General features: G+C 32.5%; 24 protein-coding genes. 8 read left to right on the top strand and 16 right to left on the bottom strand.

The genetic code is table 11. The annotated features are described in order from the left end of the window. Positions 1 to 3: 3 nt before the first annotated feature. Positions 4 to 1,023, bottom strand: coding sequence for a polysaccharide lyase family 7 protein (locus tag IMCC3317_RS03450; protein ID WP_160128113.1), 1,020 nt, complete (start codon positions 1,021 to 1,023; stop codon positions 4 to 6). A gap of 31 nt (positions 1,024 to 1,054) precedes the next feature. After that, positions 1,055 to 3,397: a chondroitinase-B domain-containing protein gene (locus IMCC3317_RS03455; RefSeq protein ID WP_228054941.1), complete on the bottom strand. Its 2,343-nt coding sequence runs from the start codon at positions 3,395 to 3,397 to the stop codon at positions 1,055 to 1,057. A gap of 362 nt (positions 3,398 to 3,759) precedes the next feature. Between IMCC3317_RS03455 and IMCC3317_RS03460 the strand changes: the two genes are divergently transcribed. From IMCC3317_RS03460 to IMCC3317_RS03490, 7 genes are all read left to right on the top strand, one after another. Continuing rightward, entirely contained in the window at positions 3,760 to 3,930 is a 171-nt protein-coding gene (locus IMCC3317_RS03460) for a hypothetical protein (RefSeq protein WP_160128114.1), read from the top strand. 83 nt (positions 3,931 to 4,013) lie between these two features. Then, complete coding sequence (locus IMCC3317_RS03465) at positions 4,014 to 6,347, top strand: penicillin acylase family protein (RefSeq protein ID WP_160128115.1); 2,334 nt, start codon at positions 4,014 to 4,016, stop codon at positions 6,345 to 6,347. 75 nt (positions 6,348 to 6,422) lie between these two features. Then, on the top strand, positions 6,423 to 7,802 hold the full coding sequence (locus IMCC3317_RS03470; RefSeq protein WP_160128116.1) for an aldehyde dehydrogenase: 1,380 nt from the start codon (positions 6,423 to 6,425) through the stop codon (positions 7,800 to 7,802). A 107-nt stretch (positions 7,803 to 7,909) separates the two neighbouring features. Then, positions 7,910 to 9,727, top strand: a complete 1,818-nt coding sequence (locus IMCC3317_RS03475) for a helix-turn-helix domain-containing protein (RefSeq protein WP_160128117.1) — start codon at positions 7,910 to 7,912, stop codon at positions 9,725 to 9,727. Positions 9,728 to 9,848: 121 nt separating this feature from the next. Further along, positions 9,849 to 10,049, top strand: coding sequence for a class I lanthipeptide (locus tag IMCC3317_RS03480; protein WP_160128118.1), 201 nt, complete (start codon positions 9,849 to 9,851; stop codon positions 10,047 to 10,049). Between the two features lie 321 nt (positions 10,050 to 10,370). After that, positions 10,371 to 10,583, top strand: a complete 213-nt coding sequence (locus IMCC3317_RS03485) for a hypothetical protein (RefSeq protein WP_160128119.1) — start codon at positions 10,371 to 10,373, stop codon at positions 10,581 to 10,583. A 164-nt stretch (positions 10,584 to 10,747) separates the two neighbouring features. Continuing rightward, positions 10,748 to 11,482, top strand: coding sequence for a nitroreductase family protein (locus IMCC3317_RS03490; protein ID WP_160128120.1), 735 nt, complete (start codon positions 10,748 to 10,750; stop codon positions 11,480 to 11,482). A 70-nt stretch (positions 11,483 to 11,552) separates the two neighbouring features. Here IMCC3317_RS03490 and IMCC3317_RS03495 read toward each other — a convergent pair whose 3' ends face one another. The 4 genes from IMCC3317_RS03495 to IMCC3317_RS03510 all read right to left on the bottom strand — a co-directional run bounded on the left by IMCC3317_RS03495 (position 11,553) and on the right by IMCC3317_RS03510 (position 14,270). Beyond that, positions 11,553 to 12,209, bottom strand: a complete 657-nt coding sequence (locus IMCC3317_RS03495) for a response regulator (protein WP_160128121.1) — start codon at positions 12,207 to 12,209, stop codon at positions 11,553 to 11,555. Between the two features lies 1 nt (position 12,210). Next, the gene (locus IMCC3317_RS03500) at positions 12,211 to 12,993 is read right to left on the bottom strand and encodes a sensor histidine kinase (protein WP_160128122.1); all 783 of its coding nucleotides are present in this window, start codon (positions 12,991 to 12,993) and stop codon (positions 12,211 to 12,213) included. Between the two features lie 167 nt (positions 12,994 to 13,160). Next, positions 13,161 to 13,838: a hypothetical protein gene (locus IMCC3317_RS03505; protein ID WP_160128123.1), complete on the bottom strand. Its 678-nt coding sequence runs from the start codon at positions 13,836 to 13,838 to the stop codon at positions 13,161 to 13,163. Between the two features lie 12 nt (positions 13,839 to 13,850). Continuing rightward, on the bottom strand, positions 13,851 to 14,270 hold the full coding sequence (locus tag IMCC3317_RS03510; RefSeq protein ID WP_160128124.1) for a hypothetical protein: 420 nt from the start codon (positions 14,268 to 14,270) through the stop codon (positions 13,851 to 13,853). A gap of 255 nt (positions 14,271 to 14,525) precedes the next feature. Between IMCC3317_RS03510 and IMCC3317_RS03515 the strand changes: the two genes are divergently transcribed. Next, a complete protein-coding gene (locus IMCC3317_RS03515) occupies positions 14,526 to 14,783 on the top strand; it encodes a hypothetical protein (protein ID WP_160128125.1) in 258 nt (85 codons plus the stop codon). On the opposite strand, the gene IMCC3317_RS03520 is transcribed toward IMCC3317_RS03515, so the two are convergent. From IMCC3317_RS03520 to IMCC3317_RS03570, 10 genes are all read right to left on the bottom strand, one after another. Then, positions 14,761 to 15,609: a 5-oxoprolinase subunit C family protein gene (locus IMCC3317_RS03520; protein WP_160128126.1), complete on the bottom strand. Its 849-nt coding sequence runs from the start codon at positions 15,607 to 15,609 to the stop codon at positions 14,761 to 14,763. The genes IMCC3317_RS03515 and IMCC3317_RS03520 overlap by 23 nt on opposite strands. Next, positions 15,603 to 17,057: a 5-oxoprolinase subunit PxpB gene (gene pxpB, locus IMCC3317_RS23645; RefSeq protein ID WP_228054943.1), complete on the bottom strand. Its 1,455-nt coding sequence runs from the start codon at positions 17,055 to 17,057 to the stop codon at positions 15,603 to 15,605. The genes IMCC3317_RS03520 and pxpB overlap by 7 nt, the downstream gene beginning before the upstream one ends. A 74-nt stretch (positions 17,058 to 17,131) precedes the next feature. Continuing rightward, on the bottom strand, positions 17,132 to 18,322 hold the full coding sequence (locus tag IMCC3317_RS03535; protein ID WP_160128127.1) for an Nramp family divalent metal transporter: 1,191 nt from the start codon (positions 18,320 to 18,322) through the stop codon (positions 17,132 to 17,134). Then, positions 18,306 to 19,421, bottom strand: a complete 1,116-nt coding sequence (locus tag IMCC3317_RS03540) for a DUF2891 domain-containing protein (RefSeq protein WP_160128128.1) — start codon at positions 19,419 to 19,421, stop codon at positions 18,306 to 18,308. Before IMCC3317_RS03540 ends, IMCC3317_RS03535 begins: the two co-directional genes overlap by 17 nt. A gap of 296 nt (positions 19,422 to 19,717) precedes the next feature. Beyond that, entirely contained in the window at positions 19,718 to 19,942 is a 225-nt protein-coding gene (locus tag IMCC3317_RS03545; RefSeq protein ID WP_160128129.1) for a hypothetical protein, read from the bottom strand. A 27-nt stretch (positions 19,943 to 19,969) separates the two neighbouring features. Next, positions 19,970 to 20,188 carry a hypothetical protein gene (locus IMCC3317_RS03550; protein WP_160128130.1) on the bottom strand — a complete coding sequence of 73 codons (219 nt, stop codon included), beginning with the start codon at positions 20,186 to 20,188 and terminating at the stop codon, positions 19,970 to 19,972. Positions 20,189 to 20,359: 171 nt separating this feature from the next. Beyond that, positions 20,360 to 21,232, bottom strand: coding sequence for a LytTR family DNA-binding domain-containing protein (locus IMCC3317_RS03555; protein ID WP_160128131.1), 873 nt, complete (start codon positions 21,230 to 21,232; stop codon positions 20,360 to 20,362). 494 nt (positions 21,233 to 21,726) lie between these two features. After that, positions 21,727 to 22,374 carry a 4'-phosphopantetheinyl transferase family protein gene (locus IMCC3317_RS03560; protein WP_160128132.1) on the bottom strand — a complete coding sequence of 216 codons (648 nt, stop codon included), beginning with the start codon at positions 22,372 to 22,374 and terminating at the stop codon, positions 21,727 to 21,729. A 9-nt stretch (positions 22,375 to 22,383) separates the two neighbouring features. Beyond that, positions 22,384 to 23,748 (bottom strand): hypothetical protein, encoded by a 1,365-nt coding sequence (locus IMCC3317_RS03565; protein WP_160128133.1) that lies wholly within the window; start codon positions 23,746 to 23,748, stop codon positions 22,384 to 22,386. 50 nt (positions 23,749 to 23,798) lie between these two features. After that, entirely contained in the window at positions 23,799 to 25,163 is a 1,365-nt protein-coding gene (locus tag IMCC3317_RS03570) for a hypothetical protein (RefSeq protein ID WP_160128134.1), read from the bottom strand. Positions 25,164 to 25,178: the final 15 nt, after the last annotated feature.

Here is a 25,178-nt window from a genome sequence, read left to right on the forward strand (position 1 = left end):
GTTTTAATTTTTAGGAATTGTGCCTTCTCCTACGGTTGCTTCTTTAAACCAAACTTCTGCATAGCTTCCATTTGCATATTGCTTTGCTATATCGCCATCATACGTTTCTGATTTCGTAGTCTTCCCGTTAGCCTGATTATAAGCACCTTGTTTAAAATAATTTATTTCGCCAGCATATGCAATTTCTCTTTCTACACCAACAGTTCGTCTAGATGCATACACGTCAATAATCTGCTGAGGAATTTGTGCTTTTGTAGCAAAGTCTGATTTCAATAAGTTCTTTGTAAACCTTATAGTTTCGTGACTTTCACTTGTAAATGTGAGATACATGATCCCTTTGTAGACATTTACTTCGTAACTAAACTCTTCGCCTAATTCAATACCGTTTTTAGGTTCTTCTGGATACGTATTTGCATCTGTCCCAACAACTGAAAAATCATGACCCCAAACTGCTGTTGAAAAATCCCATCTTCCGGAATTATCTCCTTCGGTATTAATTTCATAATTCCAAAAAACGGATCCTTTCGTGTGTCCAGGGAATTTTTTATAAAATATTTTTAAAGGTTCGTTTTCATGTCCTTCATCACTATGAATTTGCCCAATGACAACCGAGTACGAAGAGGAAATAGTTGCATCGCCAGAAGTAGAAACGTGCTGTACTTTTAGTGTTCCTGTTAGTTTGCCTCCATCTTCTGGAATCCAATGTAATTTTTGTCCTAATTCTGTTCTCGTATTACTTGAAGTTTTTGAGGTAATACCAGAGTTTGGCGTTTTATACACTACCCAATCCGTTTCATTCTCAGTTGAAACATAGAAAAAATCTTCTTTTTCATAACCGATTAATTCTTCAGAACGAGAACCATCTCCTAAAAGAATTTTCCATTCATCCATAAAAGGAATTACATCGCTTGGATATTTTATAATATTTTCACTTTGAGTAGTTGAATCTACAGAAGTTTTACCATTATTTTTACACGCAACTATTACTAAAAGTATTGCTATTACGGATATTGCTTTTTTCATTGAAAATTTCATTAATTGATTATTTGAAGTATTAATACATCAATTTCATTTTGAGGTTTTCTTCCGTTTTTAGTTGCCCTGAATTCGTTATTTTATTTTCAGATGCTACATTATTTTTTGCTCCCCATAATATGGACACAAATTGAACTTTGTTATTTTTGAAAGTGTTTTTAGTGATATTTACATTTACAATTCCTGTATGATTTAATAGCGTTTTGTTTTTCTCTTTTGCGCCACAATTTGTGAATGTACTATTCGTTATTAAAAGGTTTCCACCAATTGTAGATTCATCATAACCACCTCTATAATAATCAATTACATTAGCTTTCACATTATTGAAATTACAGGTATTTATGGTTAAATATTCTGTGTTATAATCTCCTTTATCGTTTGTTTCTTCTGATAATTCTATTCCGTTTTCACAATTAGCGATTGAAGTATTTTCAAAAGTAATTCGCTCCGCAAACGATTCTTTATATGCTTTTAACACATACCCAAAGTCACTGATTTCAGTATTTGAAACTGTTAATCCAAAATGATTAGACATGTTTTCTTTTAAACTTGCAAATGCATAGTTTGAAGCATTTCCTTTTAAAACTAGATTATTTACGGTTAACTTTCCTTTCGATTCTAATGAAAATAACGGCATGTTAGCTTCTCCAGAAAAAACAAGTTGTGCTTTTGCGTTTCCGCTAGATTGAATCGTAAGCGTTTTAGTGATTACTAATGATTTGTTTACAGCATATATACCTTCCGCCAAAGCGATAATATCACCCGTAGTTGCTTCATTTATTTTAGTTTGTAAGTCTTCTGCTTTTGTTACCGTATGCGTAATTGGATCTTTCGCTTCAACTTCGTTTGAAAACCAAGTTGTCCCATATTTAGATTTGTCCAGAATATTCGGATTGGAAACATCGACACCGATAACTGCGCCAATACTTTTAGTATCTTTTCTTGATGTACCAAATAAATCGTTTTCAATCGTATTAAAATCAAAACCATTATACGCTTCTACGTTGCTTGGAATTCCTGTTGGAAGCATAATATTGTCTGATACTTTTTTCAACGTTAAAGACGCTTCAGTAATTCCGCCATTAAAGTCGTTAAATTTTACACCTTGATTGTCTACAATATTGTTCTTAAACATCACGCCGTCAGCTTTATCGTTTTCAACAACAATAGATTCTAGTCCTTTTTCATTATAAATGATATTGTTAGCAACCGTTGTTCTAATTGCTCTTGCCGAGCGAATTTCAGATTTTGGTAATACATCAGCTTGCGCAATATTTGTTCCAACGCCAAATTGCCAAGGCGAACTACAATTTACATAGGTGTTATACGCTACAACGACATCTGTTACTTGGTTATAACGATTTAATGGCGATTTCGGAATTCCGTTCATTACTGCCAACGGACTTCTGAAACTTTTTCCTTTTAAACCATAGAAATAGTTATTTACAACCCAATGTCCTGTGTTGATGATTCTAATTCCGCCATAATTTTCGTTTACGCCATCACCAATAAAATAATTTCCATCAATAGTCACATAATTCCCGTGACGCGTTACTAACGAACCTTCACTTTTATAAAATACATTGTTTTTAAATTCGTTAAAATTTGTCTTACTTGAAATTATTTCAACTTCACCATTACACTCTTCAAACAAGTTATTTGCAACCATAGTATGACTTGGCGACATAGATGTGTAACTATCACCCAATTGAATAGTTTCGCCACTCGGGCCACCTTTTACAGGTCTTGGTCCAAAATGATTGTTTACAATTTGATGATAATTATTTATACTTTCTATTCCTGAAATATTAACTCTAACCGTTGGTCCGCGGTTTGTTTTCCCAGCAATATAGCAGTTGCTTAATTCGTTGTGTCTTCCCCAGAAATTTACCCATAAATCGCTGTTATCGCGTTTAGGTTTGTTAAAGTCTTCAATAACACAATTGGTCACTTTGCAATTGTTAGCTATTTCATCAGCTGCATCTTTATTGCTTATTTTAAAGTCTATGACTGCGTTAGATGGTGAAAACCCGTTTTTAAAATGTAAGCCTTCTACAATTAGAAATTCGCCTCCAAATTTTAGATCAGATTCACCTTCAATAGTGACTTTCCCAACGGTTTCTGGTTTTATGGTAATTGGACTTTCTTTCGTTCCTTTTCCTCTAAATTCTACTTGAATATCTTTCCAAACACCATTTTTAAGAACAATCGTAGTACCTGGTTTTGCTTCTTTAATAGCATTCGTTAACTCTGTTATATTAGTAACCAATGAACTATTTGAATCACTTTGAGTATCTGAATCTCCTTGACAAGAGCATATTAAAAAAGATAGTGTTAGTACATAAATGAAGCGTTTTATCATAATTCTATGTTGTTAAATTGATTTATTATATAATGTGTCTGTATTATAATGTCCTATTAAGGAGTATAATTTACAATTAATGAATTAAATACAAATTGGTTAACCAGATTGGTTTACCAAATATATACATATATGTTTGTCTGACAAACTTTTAATGATTAAAATATGAGTATTCCTTAAATGATTGCTTGATTATCACAGCATATACTACCTAAAACGTGAAATAAAAAAAGGAGAATGTAATATATGTGGAATAAAAAAATAGAAACCAAACCCAGAAATTTAAAAAATATAGTATTCAAGTAAAGTTTTCTACACTATATTTTTTAACTTTATTGATTATAAATTATAAAAATAAAATTATGTTAAAAAACATTTTAAAGTTAGGCGCTGCCTTAAGTAAATCAGAACAAAGAAACATTTTAGGAGGAAAACCGCCTGGTTGCGACCAAAATGGTTCTGAGTGTTGCGTATATAGTAATGGTAATTATGTTTGTGAAACTGCTACGTGTAGAGGCGGAAGTTGCCAATAATATTTAGTTACCTAGTGATTTTCCCTAATCTCTAAAATTGTATTTTAAATAAATTTTTGTAGTTTTAAAAAAAACACATATTTGTGAAGAAAGCTGCTAAAATTATTGGAATCCTAGTACTTATTATTGTCATTGTCGGATTCATATTTTATAGAACACTATTACCAACCTACGACGGAACATTCGATATTGAAAATCTTCAAGAAGAAGTTTCTATTCATTACGATGACTACGGAATTCCACACATATATGCCGAAAATGAAGCCGATGCATTTACTGCACTAGGTTTTGTACATGCGCAAGATCGTTTGTGGCAAATGGAACTCATTCGTAGAATTGCACCAGGAAGATTATCAGAAGTATTTGGCGAAAAAGTATTGGTAACAGATCGTCTTTTTGTCGCACTTGGCATAGATGAAGCTTCGGAACAAACCGTGCAGGAACTCGATAAAAATTCACAAAGCTACAAACTCGCGCAAGCGTATATTGACGGAATCAATCAATTTATAGAACATGGCGCAACGCCAATTGAATTCTACCTAACAGGAATTGACAAAACCGAATTTACCATCAAAGACATTCACAATATCTTTGGTTATATGGCTTTTAGCTTCGCGATGGCACACAAAACAGATCCACTTCTGACAAGCATTCAACAGAAATTAGGCAATGAATATCTAAAAGATTTAGGCGTTCATGTAAATCCGAAAACTTCATTATTAAAAAATTATCCTGCAAAAGATACTTTAAAAGTTAAAAATACACTTGTCACTGCAATTGATAATGCATTGCGTCCGTTGCCAATTCCGCAGTTTATTGGAAGTAATAGTTGGGTTTTGGCGCCACAAAAAACGGCGACAGGAAAAGTGCTTTTTGCGAACGATCCGCATATTGGATTTTCGCAACCTTCGGTTTGGTATGAAGCGCATATACACACGCCAACCTATGAAATGTACGGCTATCACTTGGCTGGAACTCCTTTTCCGTTACTAGGTCACAACAGAAAAATTGCGTACGGAATGACGATGTTTGAGAATGATGATATCGATTTTTATTGGGAACGAAACAATTCGACAGAAACAACCATCACAAAAACCATTAAAGTGAAAGATGGCGAAGATGTTACTATAACTGTAAAACGAACAAATCACGGACCAATTTTGAACGATATTGCAGACGGAATCGATTTTGAACAACCAGTTGCAATGTCTTGGATTTATACACAACGAAAAAATAGATTATTAGAAGCTTGTTATGAAATGTCGCATGCGCGGAATCAGGCAGCATTTGAAAAAGCTGTACCAAAAATTCATGCGCCAGGTTTAAATATTATGTATGGCGATGCAGAAAATAATATTGGTTGGTATGCGGTTGGACAACTTATTGAACGTCCAAAACATGTCAATTCGAAATTAATTTTGGATGGAACTTCTGGTAAAGATGAACCAATACGTTTTATGGAAGCTTCCGAGAATCCGAGCGCGGTAAATCCGCCGTGGAATTATGTGCATTCTGCCAATAATCAACCAGATAGTATTAATGGAAGTTTATATCCAGGCTATTATTTACCCGAAAATAGAGCAAAACGCATTGTGGAATTGATTGAATCAAATGACAAATGGACAAAAGAAGACATGATGAATATGACGCTTGATGTAACTTCAAAAACGGATGTTCAGGCGATTCAAGAAGTACTAAATGTGATTGGAATGAATGATTTTTCTGCCAAAGAAAAAGAAGCTATTTCTATTTTGAAAAACTGGAATGGTGATAATCAACTTACAGATATTGCACCAACCATTTACCATCGATTCATCTATCTATATTTAAAAAATACATTTACCGACGAATTAGGGAAAGAAACATTTGAACAATTACTTAATACACACATTTTAAAGCGATTTACTGCGCCACTACTCTACCAAGAATCAATTTGGTACGATAATGTTTCCACAGAAAAAAAAGAAATGAGAAGTGATATTTTATTACAATCATTCAAAGAAGCTATTGCAAAGTTAGAAACGCAATTGGGCAACGATATCAACGCTTGGACATGGAATAAAGTGCATACGTTAGAACATGAGCATCCAATGGGACAAGTAGAAACCTTGCGTCCGTATTTCAATGTTGGTCCGTACGAAGTGACGGGAACGCGCGAGGTGATTAACAATTTAGGGTTTCATTATAATGATTCTGGCGAATATAAAGTGTACGCCGGACCTTCTACACGACGCATTGTTGATTTTTCAGATATTGAAAATAGCATGAGTATTTTACCAACAGGACAATCGGGAAATCCGTTTAGTGCTCATTATCAAGATCAAGCAGCTATGTATGTTCAAGGGAAATTTAGAAAAATGATGTTAAACACAGAAGAAATAAAACGAACTTCTAAAAATACGTTGATTTTGAAATAGAAACTACTTATCGTTTTGACCCGAAAAAGATTCAAAAATTGATATTTTAGCACAATCGATTATACACCAACTCTCATGGAATACAACTGCTCCGAAATTGTTCAAGCACAGAAAGAATTTTTCAACACTAGACGAACACAAAATATTTATTATCGAAAAAATGTTTTAAAAAAGCTTTTGAAAGAAGTCAAAAAACGTGAAAATGATATTTGTGACGCATTGTATGCTGATTTTAAGAAACCAAAATTTGAAGCTGTTATTTCTGAGACAAGTATTGTGATCTCTGAATTGAAATTGACAATTAAAAACATGAAATCTTGGGCGCGTCCAAAACGTGTGTTACCTGCATTATTAAATTTTCCATCTAAAGATAGAATTCACTCAGAACCATACGGAACTACGCTGATTATTGCACCGTGGAATTATCCGTATCAATTGGCATTAGCTCCATTAATTGGCGCTGTTGCTGCAGGAAATACAGTGGTTTTAAAACCTTCTGAGTTGACTCCGAACACTTCAAAAATAGTAGAAGAAATTATTTCGGAAGTTTTTGATGAGAATCATGTAAAAGTGGTGCAAGGTGGCGTAGAAATTTCGCAAGAATTACTCGCCCAGCGTTGGGATTATATTTTCTTTACAGGAAGCGTGCATGTTGGAAAAATTATAGCAAAAGCGGCTGCGCCAAATTTAACGTCTGTAACGTTGGAACTTGGTGGAAAAAACCCGTGTATTGTCGATTTGCACTCAGATTTTAAGTTAACCGCAAAACGCATTGTTTGGGGAAAATTTTTGAATGCAGGACAAACTTGTATTGCGCCTGATTATTTGATTGTCCACGCGCAAGCGAAATTTGATTTTACAAAAGTGTTGATTGAAGAAATCAAAACTATGTATGGAGAAAACCCGGAAGTATCTGAAGATTATGCACGAATCATTAATGAAAAGAATTTTGATCGTTTGACAACAATGTTGAAAGATGAAAATGTTTTACACGGCGGAACAACTACTAAAGACGATTTGTACATTGCTCCTACTATTTTAGATGAACCTGCGTTTGATAGCGAAGCGATGAAAGATGAAATTTTCGGACCAATTTTACCAATTCAAGTATATTCAACATTAGAAGATATAAGTACTATTATTGCTAAATATGAAAAACCATTGGCGTTGTATGTGTTTTCGAAAGATAAAAAATTTGCCAATCGCATGATTGAAACTCATTCGTTCGGCGGCGGCGCAATCAATGATACAGTTACACATTTTCTGAACCATCGAATGCCTTTTGGCGGTGTTGGAAATAGCGGAATTGGTTCGTATCATGGAAAAGGAAGTTTTAATGCTTTTTCCCATCAAAAATCAATTACAAACAAAGCAACTTGGCTCGATATTCCAATTCGATATGCACCTTACAAGGGAAAATTGAAATTTTTAAAGTTTTTTCTTAAGTATTTTTAGTGTTTCTTAGACATTTTAAGAGAATATTAGTGTTTATACAGTATGCATTTTTATATATTGTCATCTTCTTTTGACATTGAAACCGCTATACCATATTCATGAAAAAAATGTTTATTTTTCTCTTTCTCCTATTTATATCATGTACCAACACGAATACAAATACGGATACTATTATTGTTGATCAAGAGGATTATTTTGAAATTCCTGATAGTTTAGCGACTATAAGTACTAAGGAATTAATTGATAGTATAAGAGAATATAGATACAACAATCCTGAAAAAGCAAAATTATATACGAACGCATTATATACAAACGCAACACAACAAAAATCCACACCTGATCTTATAGAAAGTTACTTTTATTTTGGTTGCATTGCCGATATACAAGGAGAATATACCAATGCTATTTCACATGTAAATAAAGCAATTGACTTAGTAGAAAAAGATCAAGACAGCGTTCTTCGAAAATTATACAGTTTACGAGGAAAAGTGTACGAACAATATGGGGAAGATTCGAAAGCGCTCACTGATTTTAATAACTCATTAGCAATTTCTAAAAAGTATAATGATATTTCAGGAGAAGTAATTTCGGAAAGTAGTATTGCAAAAATTCACCGGAAATCAAAACAATACTATGAAGCATTAAAACTTCATAAAAAAGGATATAAAATTTCTACGGATTCTAGTGTTATTAGCGATTATACAAGGAATAGCATTATTATGGGACTTGCAGAAACGTTCTTAAAAATAGACCAATTAGATTCTGCTTTGGTGTATCTTGATAAAGGACTGAAAGAAAGTATTCTTACAAAAGATGGCGAAGCTGAAAGTTATTTTTATACGTATTATGCGGTTTTTCATTTCTTAAAGAAAGAGAAAGACATTCAAAATTCACTCGCATATTTAGAAAAAGCTGAAAAAGCTATTTCAAACTTACAACGGAAAGATCCAAAAAGAAATATTGAGGTATATTATTATATGGCACAATGCTATTATGTGCTTAAAAACTATGAAGCTTCTATTGATGCTATAGAAAAAGCGTTTGCAATTATTTATAAAGAAAACACAAAAGATATTAGTAATTCTATTGAAAATAACCACGTTGTTAATAATCAAAAAACTATAAAAATTGCTGAAACAGATGTATTTATTCCTTTTGAATATATTTATTTGGTAAAACAATTAGTGACTAATTATAAGAAGTTAGGAGATTCTATAAATCAAACTATTTATTTCAATATATACAAAGAATTAAAACTAAAAAATAACCAAAAACACCATCATTTGAGTGATATGATGTATCATTTGAATGAAGAAGAAGAACTAGAAACATTAAAAAAGTTAAGTCAAAAAGAACTCGCTGACGAAAAAAAGGTAGCATACTTGTATTATCTGTTAGCCATTTTATGTATTGCGATCATTCTTGGTTACATATTCTTTAAACAAAAAGAGCAAAAGAAAAAAATTGCGTATGCTGCTCTCATTCAAAAAGTTTCTGCACTTGAAGCAAAAAGTAATACTTCAAAAGAAAAAAACAATACAACAACTAAAAAAGTAGTAAGTATTACAGATGAAAAAGCAGCGTCTATTTTAAAAGGTTTGGAAAAATTTGAAGCACAAGAACACTATTTAGACGAAAACTGCAATTTGCGATTTGTAGCAAAAAAAGTAAAAACAAATGCTACTTATTTATCAAAAATTATAAATACACATAAAGAAAGTAGCTTCAATGAATATATCAACAATCTTCGCATACAGTATACATTGAAACGTCTAAAATCTGACACACAATTCAGAGCATATTCTATAAAATCCATTGCGCAAGAAGTTGGTTATAAAAGTGCGGATTCGTTTACCAAACACTTTAAAAATCAAACTTCTTTGTATCCTTCCTATTATATAAAAAATTTAAATAAAGAAGTATAAATACTGCCCTAATTTGTTTAGAATAGGGCATTCAATCTATGAAAATAGCGGAATCTACAGTATGTTTGAGTAGGAACAAATGCTTGATATAAAGCATATTCTATTAACTAAAAAATATACTATGAAGAAAATTTCAACAGACAGGCAGTTAAGATTAAACAAAGAAAATGTGTCAAAATTAAATACATTAAAAATACATTCCATTTTAGGTGGAAACATTCCTGATCTTACCAAAGGGTTAACGTGTGATCTTGGTTCGTGTACAACATCAAGAACAACTGTAGATCTTAACGGAGGAAAAAGTTATGATACACTTTGCTAAGTAAGTAATAATTGATAGCGTTATTAATTTCAAAACCAGAGAACTAACCTTTTTTTGTTTTTTATGTAAACCGCTAATATATAGCGTTTTAATTTAAATTTTCGCATTTAATAAGTTGCTTTAATTAATGCGAATTTTAATTCTGAAAGAACTTAGCTATATATCTTTTCAGCACTACAATCTACAGTCCTATTTCGTTTAATTTAGGGTTGTCTTCCTTTTTTTCTATCAAAAAGCTGGTTAATATTGTTCTCAGATCGATCTAGAAATGGGAAAGCCGAATACCATAAAAGTAGGCATTACATTATCATTAATTTTATTATGAAAAAAAGAAATTTAAAATCACTAAACATCAACAAGGAAAAAGTGAGTTCTTTAGGTAAAGAAAATATTCTTGGTGGAGGATTTACAAGTTGGTCTTGTCATTCAGACATATCTATATGCTTATGTTCTGGAGCATGTCCATTACCTTTGAGAACCAATGAAGGTCCATGTCCAGGAGGAACTGCTGGTTGTTGGTCTCATATACCATAGGCATCACTTTTTGGTGAGTATTCTGTCGTTTGTGATACAGGCATGCCAAGTAGACCAACTACAGTTAAATTATAATTTATTATTATTTTAGGTTAAACATAAAAGAGAATGTAACTAACTGCATTCTCTTTTTTTATTTACGTTAAGAGTGTTATGTTTGTAACATGATTCCAGAAAAAAAAGTGACCGAAGCCATTCAATACAGACGCTCAGTGCGCGTTTTTGATAAAGACGTTGATATTGACACGGAAAAAGTGAAACAATGTGTTCAAAATGCTGTGTTGGCTCCAACCAGTAGTAATTTACAATTATGGGAATTCTATCATATAACTGACGAAAAAGTTTTGAAACAATTAACGGTAGCTTGTTTGGATCAAAATGCCGCAAAAACCGCTAAACAATTGGTCGTGGTCGTTGCCAGAAAAGATTTATGGAAACAACGTGCGAAAGCAAATGTGAGTTTTCTTAAAAGTGTCTATGGCGATAAAGCAAAAGAAGAATATTCGCGAAGAGAAAAATTTGCATTGAATTATTACCAAAAGTTGATTCCGTCAATTTATACTGAATTTCTAGGCATTTTAGGACTTCTGAAATATGCCGTTTTTAATTGTATCGGATTATTTAGACCTGTATATCGACAAGTTCGCTTGAGCGATTTACGTATTGTAGCACACAAAAGTGCAGGTTTGGCAGCACAAAACTTCATGATTAGTATGGCAGCAATTGGGTATGATACGTGTCCGATGGAAGGCAGCGACACCTTGCGCGTAAAGAAGATTTTAAAACTTCCTCGCGGTGCCGAAATTAATATGATTATTGGTTGCGGCGTACGTTCTGAAAATGGCGTTTATGGACCTCAGTTTAGAGTTCCGTTTGAAACGACTTATTTTGAGTTATGAGTTATGAGTTATGAGTTATGAGTTATGAAAACTAAAAAGTTCTCAATTCTCAATACTAACTACTCAATTCTCATTTACTATTCACCATTTTATTCCGAATAGCATATAATACCAAACCAATTCTACTTTTCACTTTGAAATGTTTGAATAATGATTCGCGATAACCGTCTATTGTTTTTGGACTCAGGCACATTTGTTGTGCAATTTCTTTGTATGTCATTTCTGTACATGCCAATTTTAAGAACGCCAATTCGGTGTCTTTTAACTTTTTTCCGTTTTTGACTTCAGAATCATTTCCGCCGTGAAGCGTATTTAATAATGTAGTTGCCACACGTTCTGAATAGTAAATTCCGTTAGAAATTACTTCGTTTAACGCTTTGTAAAATATTTCTGGATGAATGTCTTTCAGTAAATATCCTTTCGCGCCTAAGCGTAACATTCTTATAATAGTTTCTTCATGATCGTCCATAGAAAGTGCCAATACTTGAATACTTGGACGGTTTTCTTTGATCCATTCCATCGTTTCAAAACCGTTCATTACAGGCATATTGATATCTAATAAGATAATATCTGGGACATTTTCAGACTCTAATAATTTTTTAGTCAGTTCACTTCCATTCTTTACATGGTACAAAACCTCAAACTCATCAAATGCATTTACCAATCCTTGCAACGATTTTGCAAAGAGTAAATGATCATCTACAATAACAACTGAATGTTTCTTCATACTATTTTTTATAGGGATAGGATAAAGTTAAGGAAACTCCTTTATTTTTAGCCGATTTCATAGCAAATTCTGTATTTATGATTGCTGCGCGACTTTTCATATTAATTAATCCTGATCCTTTTTCTATTTCTCCTTCTTCAAAACCAACACCATCATCTTGTGCTAAAACAAGCAATCGGTCTGATTTAAAATTAAGGGTTACTTCTAATTTATTTGCTTTGGAATGTTTAATTGCATTTGAAAAGAACTCTTGCATGATACGGAACAAAATGATCTCTTCCTTAATATCCAAAGTTCTTTTTTCTCCTAAAATATGCAACTTTGCTTCCAAAAAGTTCAACTTATTAAAACGATCTAGCTCTACTTCTACCGATTTCACTAATCCCATATTTTGAATAATCTCAGTATTCATGGTTTTAGATAGCAGTCTGATTTCTTGCAAACTCTTTCCTACTATTTCGCTAATATCATCTAATTTTTCTTTGTTTTCATCTGTAAGCTGTGTTCCTAAAATATTGATATGCATCCGAGCTACAGACAATAATTGTCCAATATTGTCATGCAATTCCCAACTCATATTTTGCAATGCTTGTTCTTGAATTTCGATTTGCGACTTCGCAATTTCTTCCATATATCGCTTTTCGGCTTCTTTCTGTTCTAGAATAAACTTTAGTTTACGCTTTTGGAAGAATACGAATAAGATGATAACCGTAATCAACAAAATAAGCAACACCAAAGATGATGTTGCAACAACTAATAATATTTGAGCATCTTCAGGTTGCATGATTTTTTATTCTTATATATTAAACAGTTTTACATTTTTTCTGTAATCCAATAACTTTTGGGTTTTCTTTTTGTGCAATATTAATATTAATATTGTAAATATAATTGAACTAAAAAATATAATAGCGGAAGACACAATTACAGTTAATTCTATACTTGAACTTTCCATTACATATCAGTTATTTGATTGTTATAGTTCTTTTTCATGGTGTAAAATCCAATTATAAAACAAATACACATCACAAAATTCAAGAAAAACAATACTGTACTAAAAATCTTTTGATCTCCCAAAAGGAAAAATTCAGATGCAACTTGAAACGGTAAAAATGTTCCATGAAACAATAAAATTCCTAAACTAAACCAAAAATGAGTCGATTTAGTGATATTAAGTACCATATCGCTTTTAAATATTTCTATGAAATAAAAACATATTGATATTATTAAAAAGATTACTCCTAAAGCATATGTGAAATTTTGTATACCTGTGTAAAAACTTTGAATATAGAATATATTAACTAGTGAAAAGCTAAGAAATAACAATCCAAAAGCAATTAATAAATTCTTTTTAAACTTGGGTTTTATTAATCTAAAATACCACCAATAATAAAAGAGCATAAATGTTATTATGTATGTATTATAGACAGGATAATTTAATATGCCAAACCATGAAGTGAATTTACTTCCTAAAAAATCGAATCCAGCCATTATAAAGACTGATAATAAAAAATATTCAGTCTCAGCAAATTGTCTCTTCTTGTGCTTAGTATAATTAACTAAATAAAAAAACAAACCTATAAAGGCTGTTGCTAAGACTAAATATTTTGATAAGAAACGTAATTCTACCATTAATTTAAAATGTTATTTTCCATAAATGTTTTGCGGAGGATTTCCTTGATCTCCTAAATTCATAGCAGGAATTTCCGTCACATCTTCACTGTTAGCTTCCTCATCTCTTGATAGTTCAGAACTTGCCTTGGTTGGACACATAAACAATGTGTTTTGTCCTGCTTTAGATTTATCTTTCATATTTTCAGGATATACACCAAAATAAAATCGAATACCATCTACATTAATTTTCTTCTCTAAAGCATTTTGCTTCACATAATTAATATAGCCTTCCAAATCTTCTAGAGAATACCAATTCGAACAACAGGAATCATGATCATTCTCAGTGCCAAAGACGCTGTGTTGCTTCTCTTTGTAACAAGCATTCAATTCAGATGCTTGCTGGCTAGTAATAAGTTTTTCATTAGGGGTTTTGTAGTCACTCATACTCATAGTATTATTGATTATTATTTTACCAAGTTATTTATAAAGAACCACATATCAAAGACGGTTACAAACACGATATTTAACTAACTTAATATAAGTTATTGATTTTGAGGTATTTAACCACATAATACTCAAAAATTCTCAGGGTATTTCCCTTGAGAAAGGGGAAAAACCCCTTTTATTTAAGGGACTTTCCTCTTGTCAAATGCCAAACAACACACTACATTCGCTCTACGAAATAAAACTATCTAAACCTCCAAAATGACCTCAATAGAGAAAAATAAAAGTGCATCACGATTGATTATTCAATCACATATTGATAAAGCTTTTACTGAAAAACACATTCAGTGGAATGATGGACTTAACTACACCGAATTTATTCGAGCATTATGGCGCTTGTTTCTAAATCACGATAGCTTTAAGCTAGGAACACAAGACATTTTAGGAAAACTAAGTGAAGAAGATGCCATGCAATTACTTTCTGACGAAATTGATATTACAAAATTGAAAGCATCTTAAAGTGTATACTATCTCTCGTATGCTTTTGCGAAAGTATACTGATACTTTTTTTGTCTAATTGCAATATTCTTGGGTAACCGCCAGTAGTTTGACAATCTTTCATCAAAATGATTAATTTTCCCGAAGGTGTCAATTGAATCGTGCCAGGCAAAACTGCCGAAGTAATGATTGACGGAAAGTCATTTGCGAACAATTCGTTCAATTGAAACGCCATTCTATTATTCAATCCGACTGAAAATGTAGTATTTAATAGCTTTTCTTGTTGCAGTTTAGATAAAAAGTCAAATTCTGGACCTTTAAAAACGTTAATCTCGTAACTATTGAATAATTCTGGCTGAAATCCTATGTTTGATGATACTTGTATTTTTTCAGCTTTCGCTAGATACGGAACGAAATCACCTGTTGCAATCCTAGAAGTTGCTGTGATTCCATCATAAAAACTACGACTTCCCAATATTTTTTCTGTTTGAAAACCATCTTTAACGGCTAAATACGTTCGAACTCCATATTTTCGTGCGCCAAATTCGAGTTGGTCACCTTTGGATACATTTACTGGAATATTCAGCCTTAGAAGCTTTCTATTTAGCTTTGGCGATAAATCTGCACCACAAATTACAATCTGAGTTGCTTCATGAAAATGGACGCTTGCGCCTTGCAATGTCATTTCTAAAACGGCTGCATTTTGGTCATTTCCTAAAATAAGATTCGCCAATTTTGCATGAAATTCGTCCATCACACCCGAAACTGGAACCCCATAATTTCGATATCCAAATCTTCCTAAATCTTGAATGGACGTATACAATCCGCTTTGCAAAATTTCTAACATTCTACACTCGATTTTAGTTCGTAATTTCCGCTAGAAACGGCATCCAAAATTTCATAATATTCATTCAAAGAAATTGGAACAAATTTTATAAAATCGCCCGCTTTTGCAAAACATGGTTTTTCGTTTGAAACATCAAAAAAATTGATTGGAGAATTGCCTAAAATTTGCCAACCACCAGGACTTGTTTTCGGGTAAATTCCTGTCTGCATTCCACCAATGCCAACAGCACCTTTTTTGACTTCTAATCTTGGTGTTGATTTTCGATCGATATGAAGTTGTTTATCCAATCCGCCTAAGTATAAAAAACCAGGTAAAAACCCAATGGAAAATACTTGGTATTTTGGAGTTGTATGAAGCTTTATAATTTCAGGAATAGTAAGCTCATTTTTTTGTGCGATTTCTTCCAGATCGATTCCAAATTCTGCATCATAACACACTGGAATTTTAAAACAATACCGTGTTTCGGGCGGAAGCTTTTCAGTTTCTATCAAAAATAGCCGTTCCAACAAATGTTGGAGTGATTTAAAATCAATTTTTAAATTATCATAACTTATTAACAATGAATTATTTGATTGAATTAACTCAACTATTACTTTAATATTAAATTTTGTGATTTTATCTTTAAATTCCAACACGTTATCAAGCACTTTCGAAGTCATTTCTGCTTCCCAAGTAAGCAACATTGCTGAATCTCCGTATGGTTTATACGTTGGGAATTTTGGTTTAGAATCCTTATTTTTCGTGTTGAAATGTGTATAGATTTGTTGTACAATTTCGATCGCGTTTTGCGTATCTGAATGTACACAAAATGTATTTGATTTTAATGCAATTTTTTGACCAGAAATTGTCTGTACTTTTTGTTCATTTTTCAGTATAGAAACATGCTGAATAATCTCCCCTATTTCGGTTGAAATTGCATTATCTTTTTTGCGTGAAACTAGTGTTAAATCATCATTGTAATTCCGATCAGCAAACGCTTCATAAAAGACTTGAAAATTTTGTTGTAATGCTACTTTTTCAATCACAGAATTATACGGAATATAGAGCTTATATTTGTCTTTATATTTTGAAATTGCCTTTAGAAAAAGTAATACTTTTTGTTCACTTTTTGCTACATCATTATACAATGCGCCGTGTGGTTTTATATGTGTGATTTTTGCGTCTTGCAATGCTACAATTTCTTCCAAATTAGTAATTTGATTTTGTATTGTTTTGATGAATTCAGCTTCCGACATTTCCATAGAAACGCGCCCAAAATTTTCACGATCAGGATATGAAGGATGCGCGCCAATTTCTACCTGATATTTTTTCGCCAATGCTACAACTTTATGCATCGTTTCCGAATCGCCAGCATGTCCACCACACGCAATATTGCACGCGTTTATGTACGACATCAGAATTTCCTCATTGTCTACGCCTTCTCCAACATCACAGTTGATATGTATCATTTTAAGTAAAGATTATAGATCGCTTCGCTACTAGAGTCTAGATATTAGACTTTTATTAATTAACATTTTCAACTTTAAAACACACTTACAATTCCTTTGATTCCTAAAACAATTGTGATGAGAATGATGCAAATTGCTAAGATATTTTGAAATAATGTATTCTTGTATTTCCCTAAAACATTGGACTTATTGACAATCCACACTAGAAAAATTGCAACAATTGGTAACAATAATCCATTCGCAACTTGTGCAAACGTAATGACTTCTACAGGATTAAATTTCATTGAAGAAAACACAACTCCTAAGATTAAGATAATTGCCCAAACCACACGAAATCGGTTGTCTTTTAACGTTCCTTTCCACCCAAAACAACTTTTTGCAACATACGCAGCCGCTAAAGGTGCTGTTATTGCTGACGTAATTCCTGCTGCAAATAAGCCAAGTCCGAGTAAGTATTTGGCGTATTCTCCGTATAATGGTTCTAATCCTTTTGCCAAATCGAATGCATTCGTTATATCGCCGCCAGTTGTTGCTGTTGCTGCGACAATGATTGCCATAGAGACAATTCCGCCTAAAATAATAGAGATAAATGTATCTTTTCTAGCAATTACTAAGTCTTCTTTCGTTTTCCATTTTTCTTTTACTAAAGAAGCGTGTAAAAACAAATTATACGGAACAACCGTTGTTCCTATTAATCCAATGATAATCAAAAAGTTATCTTTAGGAATTGTTGGCACAAACGTTCCTTTTAAGATTGCCATAATATCTGGTTTTGTCAAAATCGCTGTGATTATAAAGGAAATACTCATCAGTAAAACAAGCGTCACTAAACTGCGTTCCAATACTTTGTAATTTCCTATGAATAGTACAATGAACGCAATCACACCAATTAAAATTGGGTATAACATTGCATTCGCTTCTCCAAAGACCTGCATTCCCAAAGCCGCACCGCTAATGTTTCCAGCTTCGTACGCAGCATTTCCAATCACAATTGCTCCAAGAATTAAGAAGATTGCCAAGTTTCGTAATAATGGACTTGTGATTTGTCCTTTGATAACTTCCGCCAATCCTTTTTGCGTAATGATTCCGGTGCGCGCCGCCATTTCTTGCAATACTATTGTTGCAATGATGGAGAGCAACATTGCCCAAAGTAAACTGTAGCCAAATTGTACGCCAGCTTTTGTACACATCGTAACCGTTCCTGGTCCGATAAACGCAGCGGCAACCAACGTTCCTGGTCCTATATTTTTAGTCCATTTGAACATTCGCAGCAGTATTTAAAGCGTAAATAGCAAATGAACCTAACCAATGTGTTCCTTCATAATTATCATCTACAATGCTTGGTAATGAATAGTTTATGTGTTCGTTTGCCACATTTTTCAAGTGTTCATATTCGGGAAATTGATTCGCGATTCCGTATAAACACCAAGCACGACTGAAGTTTACGCCATCTAAATGGACGAGTTTTCCATCAGTGCGATCAGACACTTTTCCTTGTGCCAATTGAAAGTCTTTGTTTGCTAGTTGTGGTAAAAATTTGTGCAACCAAGTTTTGAATTCCTCTTTTCCCAAGATTCTTCGCATAATGTCTGCTTCTTCCAAACATGGCGACAGAAAGTCGAATCCGCTTGGTTCCCAAGATATTGGGCAGTTTTCATCTGTAAAGTAGAAGTCTTTTGCTCGCTTTTCTATTAAACTGGCTAACGTTGTGTCTTCCACCGTTTTTGCATAATCATACGCAAATGTGAGTCCGAACGCTGTATTTGTGTGTTCTCCAACTCGGATTGGATAGTTTAGTTTTGGTAAAAAGTCCAAATATCCTTGCACAACAATTTTTGTTAGTGGTTGTAAATTTGTTTCTAATTCGCGTGCTAACGGATCGTTCCACGTGTGTAATTCTTCTGCTAGTTTTAGCAACCAAGCCCAACCATACGTGCGTTCAAACGACTTGTTGTATTTCCCTTTGAAATATAAGATTTCAGTTTCTATATTTTCTTTGGAGATATTTTGTGCTAGTTTTTCTCTGATTTCAGCACTATTTTCCAAGTTTGGAAATTGCTTCAATAAAGTTATTAATGACCAATGTCCGTGAACCGAAGAATGCCAATCAAAACAACCGTAAAATGCTGGATGCAATGTTTTTGGCGATTGTAAATCTTCGCCACTTCCAATGGTTTGATTTAGTTTGTTTGGGTATTCTTCTTGCATACAATGCAATGGCAAGTTTGCCAAACGGTTTGCTTCTGTTAAAGATAAAGCGGTTATTTTATTAGAAACCTTCACGGTTTCACTGGTTTTTGCGGTTTCTGTGACTGCTTTTTCTGTTTTTTCGTTCGGTTGACATTGTACGAAAATACAAATCATTAAAAAATAGCTAATTTTTCTCAATGTTGAGGATGTTTTGGTTGAACGTTCAAGATAGTTATTTCTGTTTAGACTGCCTTAGACTGATTTGGACTTTGTTAGACTACTTAGATTTGTTAGATTGTTAGATTGTTAGATTGTTAGAAAAAAATAAAGAGAAATTAGAATCTTCGTTATTTAATGTTGTAATAAAACATTTAGTGAGTTCATAATGCTTACTTACAGCTTTAAACAAAAAAGCAAGCCGAAGCTTGCTTTAAATAATTGTTTTTATTGATTACTATACGTTAAAATAATTACCAACATGGGAAACATGTACCTGCACAAGTCCAGAAACAAGATACTATACAATTTGTCATGCACGTATTATCTGTTACTTTTGGCAATGTACACACAGGGCAACCGGAACGTATGTGTGTACCAACGGGAACTGGTCCGTTTGCTAAACCTCCGCTAACTTCGTCTAAATTAGATACTGCTTTTTTGTTTAATGACAGTTTTTTTATATTCTTTTTTTTCATATTCTATAATTGGTTATGTAAATTATTTTAGATTCCTACTGCCATTGGTTTGTCTGGACAACCAACTGAAAAGTTTGGACAAGCGTCTCCTTTACATTGAGTTCTACGTACTGAGTCACAAGCATGACAACCAGACCACATGTTTGTTCCTGCTGCAATAGGAGTTGCTGCCAATCCACCTTTTAAATGATCGAGTTTTGAGATTGCGCTTTTGTTTAAAGCTAATTTTGTTACATTTTTTTTCATAATGATTGAAAGTTTAGTGGTTATTAAATTTTTTTAGAATTGTTTTTGATACGACTTATAGATTTTACGTATTAAAACTTATCACAATAATAACCTGTTTTTCAAGTGTTTGAAAATAAATGTGATGAATGAAGTTGTTTTGTGACGAATGAAGAAGTATGTGTTTATCGTTTATTTTAGATACGGAAGTACTGTTTTTGTGTAACTTTTGCTGACAGGAACTTGCTCTTTCATACCATTTAAGGTTAATAATATACGTTGTGAATTTCCTTTGCGCGCTTTTATTTTATGAATGTTTACGTAGTATTGTCGATGACATTTTATGATGAAATCGTATGTTGCTAAACGTTCAGCTATGAAATGTAAGGAAGCTCTTAAGAGTTGTGGTTTTTTGTCTTCAATACTATAAATTTCTACATAGTTTCCGGATGCTTTTATATAGCCTATTTGTGATGGAATTATTTCAATACATTGATTGACCACAGGAGATTTTAGAATGATTTTCTCGTCTGATTGTATTTTTTCTTCTGTATGAATCGTTTGCAGACTTGCTTTAACAACTTCAAGAGACGTTTTGTTTGTATATAATTGATCTAATAATATGCTGATGATGAATAATGGAACACTAATCATGATCGACCTTGGAATGGTGACAAACAGATAATAACTGGTTGCTACTTCGCCAACGTCCATCATAAAACGATGGTAAATTGTTCCGAAGAATCCTGCAACACTCATTATTGCAACGAGTAGTAACCAATGATGATATGTTTTCCAAGTACGCTTTTTGTTGGTAGATTTTAGTTTGTGAAAGAACAACCAATATAATGCGTAAATAACTAAGGCTGTGTTGATTCCGTATCCAAGTTGGATGATTTTTACAGGAAGTTCATATTTTGGAATGGCTAAGTAATTGTCATACGGATCAAATGTGTAGACAAAAATCGTTAGCACAATTCCGATAATAACGGAAAGTTTTAGATAATATGACTGGTTATCAATGAGTTGATGTTTTTTCTGAAAGTAGTATGCTATTTTAGTCATTATCACATTTTTATTAAAATAGTGATTTGAAGTTACAAAATTGTTTTCTTTATTTATGGTAATTCATGTATGATTTGTTACGAAATTAACTGTTTTGTGATGAATGCATTGGTGAAATGAGTGAAATTACTTTACTAGCATGTTACAATTCGCGTAAGGGATAGAGCGATTGTTGGAGCTCTTTTAAAATGAAAACTGAGGTTAGCGAAGTTTTCATTTTAAAAAGCGACTCGCAAAAGCCCGACCTGAGTTTTTCGCGAAGGTTACGCCCAAATTAAAAGTTTATCCCAATCAACCTTCGCTGTCCAAACTTCTATATTGAATTGCTTCCGCTGTGACAATGACCTGATTTAATAGTAATTTAACTATTTAATTTTCAATTTATTACATAAAAAAAAACCTCTATTTGGTAATAGAAGTTTTAATGAAAAAAGTAATTCGTAAGTACTGAATAATTGAATATTAGTTGACCATTCTGAAAAAAATATTATTTTTTATAATTGAATTTCTATTTCTTTTGGAAGCTCTAATTCATTATCTATTTCATCCTTAAATGCAATGTAACATTTGTAAGCTGTATCCAAAGTGATTTCCTTTAAAAAAAAGTTTTCTCCATTAATATCAACTTGGTCTTCCTTGATTTCAAATGAATTTAGAGCAATAGAGAATCCTTTTCCGTTCGCTTTTACTACAGCTTCTTTTTGAGTCCAGTATTTAAAAAAGGCTTCCGTTTTATTTGTTGTTGTCTCAATACCTTGCCATTCATTTGCTGTCATTTGTGTTTTAAAATCTTCAATATTGACAGTGTGCATTTTTTCAATATCAATACCTACTTCAGAAGTGTCAGTAAGTACACAAATGACAATATTACCTGAATGCGATATATTGAATTTTATTTTTTGATCTTTTAGCCTCGGCTTACCATAAGCTGAATATTCTAAGAGTTCTTCAATGTGAACTTGATTGATGGTTTTTAATCCATGCTGCAATAGTAATCGTCCTAGTAAGGATAATTGAGCATCTTCCCATCGTCTGTATTTTAATATTCGCTCTTGGAAATTTTCAGAGAAATCTGATAAATATGTTTGCAATAATTTGTCATGATTTTCTTTTGATATGTATGTGTAGTATATGTGTGTCATTTTTTATTTTTAAGAAACACATTCATAAACTATTGCTTCTACTGCTCCTGTAGCTGAATTGATGACTCCAACATCAGTTGCTACTTCAGACATTCGTACCCAAACACCTCCATAGGTTTCTCCAAAACCAAATGCGCCCCAAATTAATTTATGTGGTGTCCAATCATGTTGTTTGTTAGGCGCAAAAAAGTCAAGTGAATCACTAAATTCTTGCGCTATAAAATGTCCATTTTTTATTGCAGTTTCAATTGCTTCTTCCCATTCAGTGCTAGAAGAGAATTTACCAATAAAAACATCTTTTCCTTGAAATCCTTGTGCCGCTTTTATGACTAGTTCATCTTTTTTTGTTCTTAATAAATTGAGCATTGAAATTTTTTCCTGATTGTATAAAACTTCACGATCAGTTATGTTTGCTGTCCAAGGAATTGATTGAAGTATTAATTGATTATCTTCTGTTGAAAATTTACCTTGTTCGGCTAATTCTCGAAGTAATCCTAAGTTTCTTTTGTCTCCATACATTCCACTAGCAATATGATCAGGAAGGTACACATTATCTAAAATGAACGATCTAAAAACATCAAGTGGAATTTCTTCACCTTCTAAGTTTAGAATAATGATGCCGTGTATGTTTGTATTTTCAAGGTATATTTTTCCTTGATTTAATTTTAGGTCTTTGAGTTTTCCAGTGAATGCTTCTCCTCGTAATCCTCTCTTTGAAAATTCTTTTTTAAGCATTTCATCAAAAAATGCCAGATTTATAGCTTCCACTTGTTTGTCTTCTATATTTCCCATTTTCACGAAAATATTGACTTCATCTCCTTGAATTTTAACATGTTGAAGTACTTTGTCTACTAAAAACTTGATGTAATATTTTTGTGAGTTTTCAGAATGATAATTTCTACGAGTTTCTTGATTTGAAAGTTCTGGGTGTAATTTTCTAATAATCGATTCAAAACTTTGCACTTGCCAACCACCTATTGACGAACCTACATTTATTTCAAGTACTTGAAATCCTTTTTTTGATAATGTTAAGTCTAATCGGCATCCTGATTCAATATTTTTTTCGTGACATATCATTGCAAATTGACTTACCATAGCATTTCCAGAAAAGTAATAGTCTGCAATTTTTTTCTGATCATTATTAAAATATAGTTTAGGAATTTGATGTAATAATTTAGGTAATTGTACACAAAGTTTCTCTAACATTGCTGCAACATCTTTGTTAATGATTACTGGCCATGAGTTTATTGGATACGCATATTTTTTAAATATTTCAGGTACTTCTTTTGCTTGAGTATTTATCCAAACAGGAAAGTCCTTTACTGATTCATTTTTGAAATTACTGAATTTATCAGAAAGTATTGTGTTTTCCATTTTTTTAATTGTGTTTTAAAAAACTAATGTTATTGTTGCTTTCCATTACACTAGGTATTGTATTCGTAAACAATTGCTTCTATTGCACCAGTTGCTGAGTTAATAATTCCTGAGTCATTTTTATTGGCAGACATACGAACCCAAGCGCCTCCATAGGTTTCTCCAAAACCAAAAGCTCCCCAAACTAGTTTGTGTGGAATCCATTGGTTGTCATTATTTGGAGCATATAAATCAATTGAATCGCTAAATTTTTGAGCGATGTATGTTTTAGTTTCCAAACTATGTATGATGGCTTTTTCCCATTCGTGTGCGGTTAAAAATTTTCCAACAAAAACATCATTTCCTTGTAAACCATCAGATATTTTAATTACAAATTCGTTTTTGCGCGCTCGTAATAGTGTAATCATATTCTGGATTTCTCCTTCATAGTTAAGTTCTACATCTGCTACGATTTCTGTCCAAGGAATGCATTTTAGAATTTTTTCGTTTTCAGAAGCTTCAAATTTCTTTTCAATGGCTAATCGTCTTAGCAATGCCAAGTTTCTTTTGTCTCTCAGAAACATAGTTCCCAAATGATCGGGGAAATATATTTTGTTAGTAATTAGTGCTTTGAAAACATCAGGTGTGATATTGTTTAATGCAAAGTCTAAAATTAAAACAGCTTGAACACTTTTATCATTATAGGATAATTGTTTGTTTGTAAACTTTAGCTTTGAAATACTATCTAAATAAACCGTGCCTTTTAGGTTTCTTTTATTGAGTTCATTTATGAGTAATTCATTGTAAAATCCGCGAATTGTTTCTTTTAGATTTGCATCTTGATGTGCTTCACTGACTAAAAAAATGTTGATTTCTTCTGGATTTCCAGATACATATTCTAGGACTTTATTCACTAAGAAATTTACATAGATGCTTTGTGTTTTTTTTGACTCATATGTATTATTATTAGAAGATTTTGTAAGTTCTGGATGCAATTCTCTGATAATTGGTTCAAAGTTTTGAAACTCCATTCCTCCAATTGATGAACCCATGTTTACTTCTAATACTTTAAAACCATCTTCAGTATATGTTAAGTCTAAACGACAACTTACGTCTACATTTTTTTCATGACACATTAAGGAGAATTTTGCGGTATTTTTATTCCCTTTAAAATAAAAGTCAGCAATTTTATCTATTTCATTATTGAAGTATAATGATGGAACTTTTTGCAAAACCCTTGGAATGAATGTACTTATTTCTTCAAGATCTTTTGTAAGTTCTTTGTTTATAATTACTGGCCATGAAGAAATAGGGTATTTAAATCCTCTAAAAAACCAGTGAATTGCTTCACTATCGTTGTCTATTATGTGAGGAATAGCCGCTTCCTGCTTTTCTATAAATGCATTATACGTATCAAATAAGATGGTATTTTTCATTTTTTGTTGATTTAA

This window comes from Kordia antarctica (assembly GCF_009901525.1).
Lineage (GTDB): Bacteria > Bacteroidota > Bacteroidia > Flavobacteriales > Flavobacteriaceae > Kordia > Kordia antarctica.

Bases quoted from the DNA above. Each gene is read 5' to 3' on its own strand.
- IMCC3317_RS03475 (WP_160128117.1), top strand. From the start codon at position 7,910: ATGTTTATTTTTCTCTTTCTCCTATTTATATCATGTACCAACACGAAT.
- IMCC3317_RS03510 (WP_160128124.1), bottom strand. From the start codon at position 14,270: ATGAGTATGAGTGACTACAAAACCCCTAATGAAAAACTTATTACTAGC.
- IMCC3317_RS03460 (WP_160128114.1), top strand. From the start codon at position 3,760: ATGTTAAAAAACATTTTAAAGTTAGGCGCTGCCTTAAGTAAATCAGAA.
- IMCC3317_RS03480 (WP_160128118.1), top strand. From the start codon at position 9,849: ATGAAGAAAATTTCAACAGACAGGCAGTTAAGATTAAACAAAGAAAAT.
- IMCC3317_RS03565 (WP_160128133.1), bottom strand. From the start codon at position 23,748: ATGGAAAACACAATACTTTCTGATAAATTCAGTAATTTCAAAAATGAA.
- IMCC3317_RS03490 (WP_160128120.1), top strand. From the start codon at position 10,748: ATGATTCCAGAAAAAAAAGTGACCGAAGCCATTCAATACAGACGCTCA.
- IMCC3317_RS03495 (WP_160128121.1), bottom strand. From the start codon at position 12,209: ATGAAGAAACATTCAGTTGTTATTGTAGATGATCATTTACTCTTTGCA.
- IMCC3317_RS03550 (WP_160128130.1), bottom strand. From the start codon at position 20,188: ATGAAAAAAAATGTAACAAAATTAGCTTTAAACAAAAGCGCAATCTCA.
- IMCC3317_RS03515 (WP_160128125.1), top strand. From the start codon at position 14,526: ATGACCTCAATAGAGAAAAATAAAAGTGCATCACGATTGATTATTCAA.
- pxpB (WP_228054943.1), bottom strand. From the start codon at position 17,057: ATGATACATATCAACTGTGATGTTGGAGAAGGCGTAGACAATGAGGAA.
- IMCC3317_RS03570 (WP_160128134.1), bottom strand. From the start codon at position 25,163: ATGAAAAATACCATCTTATTTGATACGTATAATGCATTTATAGAAAAG.
- IMCC3317_RS03545 (WP_160128129.1), bottom strand. From the start codon at position 19,942: ATGAAAAAAAAGAATATAAAAAAACTGTCATTAAACAAAAAAGCAGTA.
- IMCC3317_RS03500 (WP_160128122.1), bottom strand. From the start codon at position 12,993: ATGCAACCTGAAGATGCTCAAATATTATTAGTTGTTGCAACATCATCT.
- IMCC3317_RS03485 (WP_160128119.1), top strand. From the start codon at position 10,371: ATGAAAAAAAGAAATTTAAAATCACTAAACATCAACAAGGAAAAAGTG.
- IMCC3317_RS03470 (WP_160128116.1), top strand. From the start codon at position 6,423: ATGGAATACAACTGCTCCGAAATTGTTCAAGCACAGAAAGAATTTTTC.
- IMCC3317_RS03450 (WP_160128113.1), bottom strand. From the start codon at position 1,023: ATGAAAAAAGCAATATCCGTAATAGCAATACTTTTAGTAATAGTTGCG.
- IMCC3317_RS03540 (WP_160128128.1), bottom strand. From the start codon at position 19,421: ATGATTTGTATTTTCGTACAATGTCAACCGAACGAAAAAACAGAAAAA.
- IMCC3317_RS03455 (WP_228054941.1), bottom strand. From the start codon at position 3,397: ATGATAAAACGCTTCATTTATGTACTAACACTATCTTTTTTAATATGC.
- IMCC3317_RS03560 (WP_160128132.1), bottom strand. From the start codon at position 22,374: ATGACACACATATACTACACATACATATCAAAAGAAAATCATGACAAA.
- IMCC3317_RS03520 (WP_160128126.1), bottom strand. From the start codon at position 15,609: ATGTTAGAAATTTTGCAAAGCGGATTGTATACGTCCATTCAAGATTTA.
- IMCC3317_RS03535 (WP_160128127.1), bottom strand. From the start codon at position 18,322: ATGTTCAAATGGACTAAAAATATAGGACCAGGAACGTTGGTTGCCGCT.
- IMCC3317_RS03505 (WP_160128123.1), bottom strand. From the start codon at position 13,838: ATGGTAGAATTACGTTTCTTATCAAAATATTTAGTCTTAGCAACAGCC.
- IMCC3317_RS03555 (WP_160128131.1), bottom strand. From the start codon at position 21,232: ATGACTAAAATAGCATACTACTTTCAGAAAAAACATCAACTCATTGAT.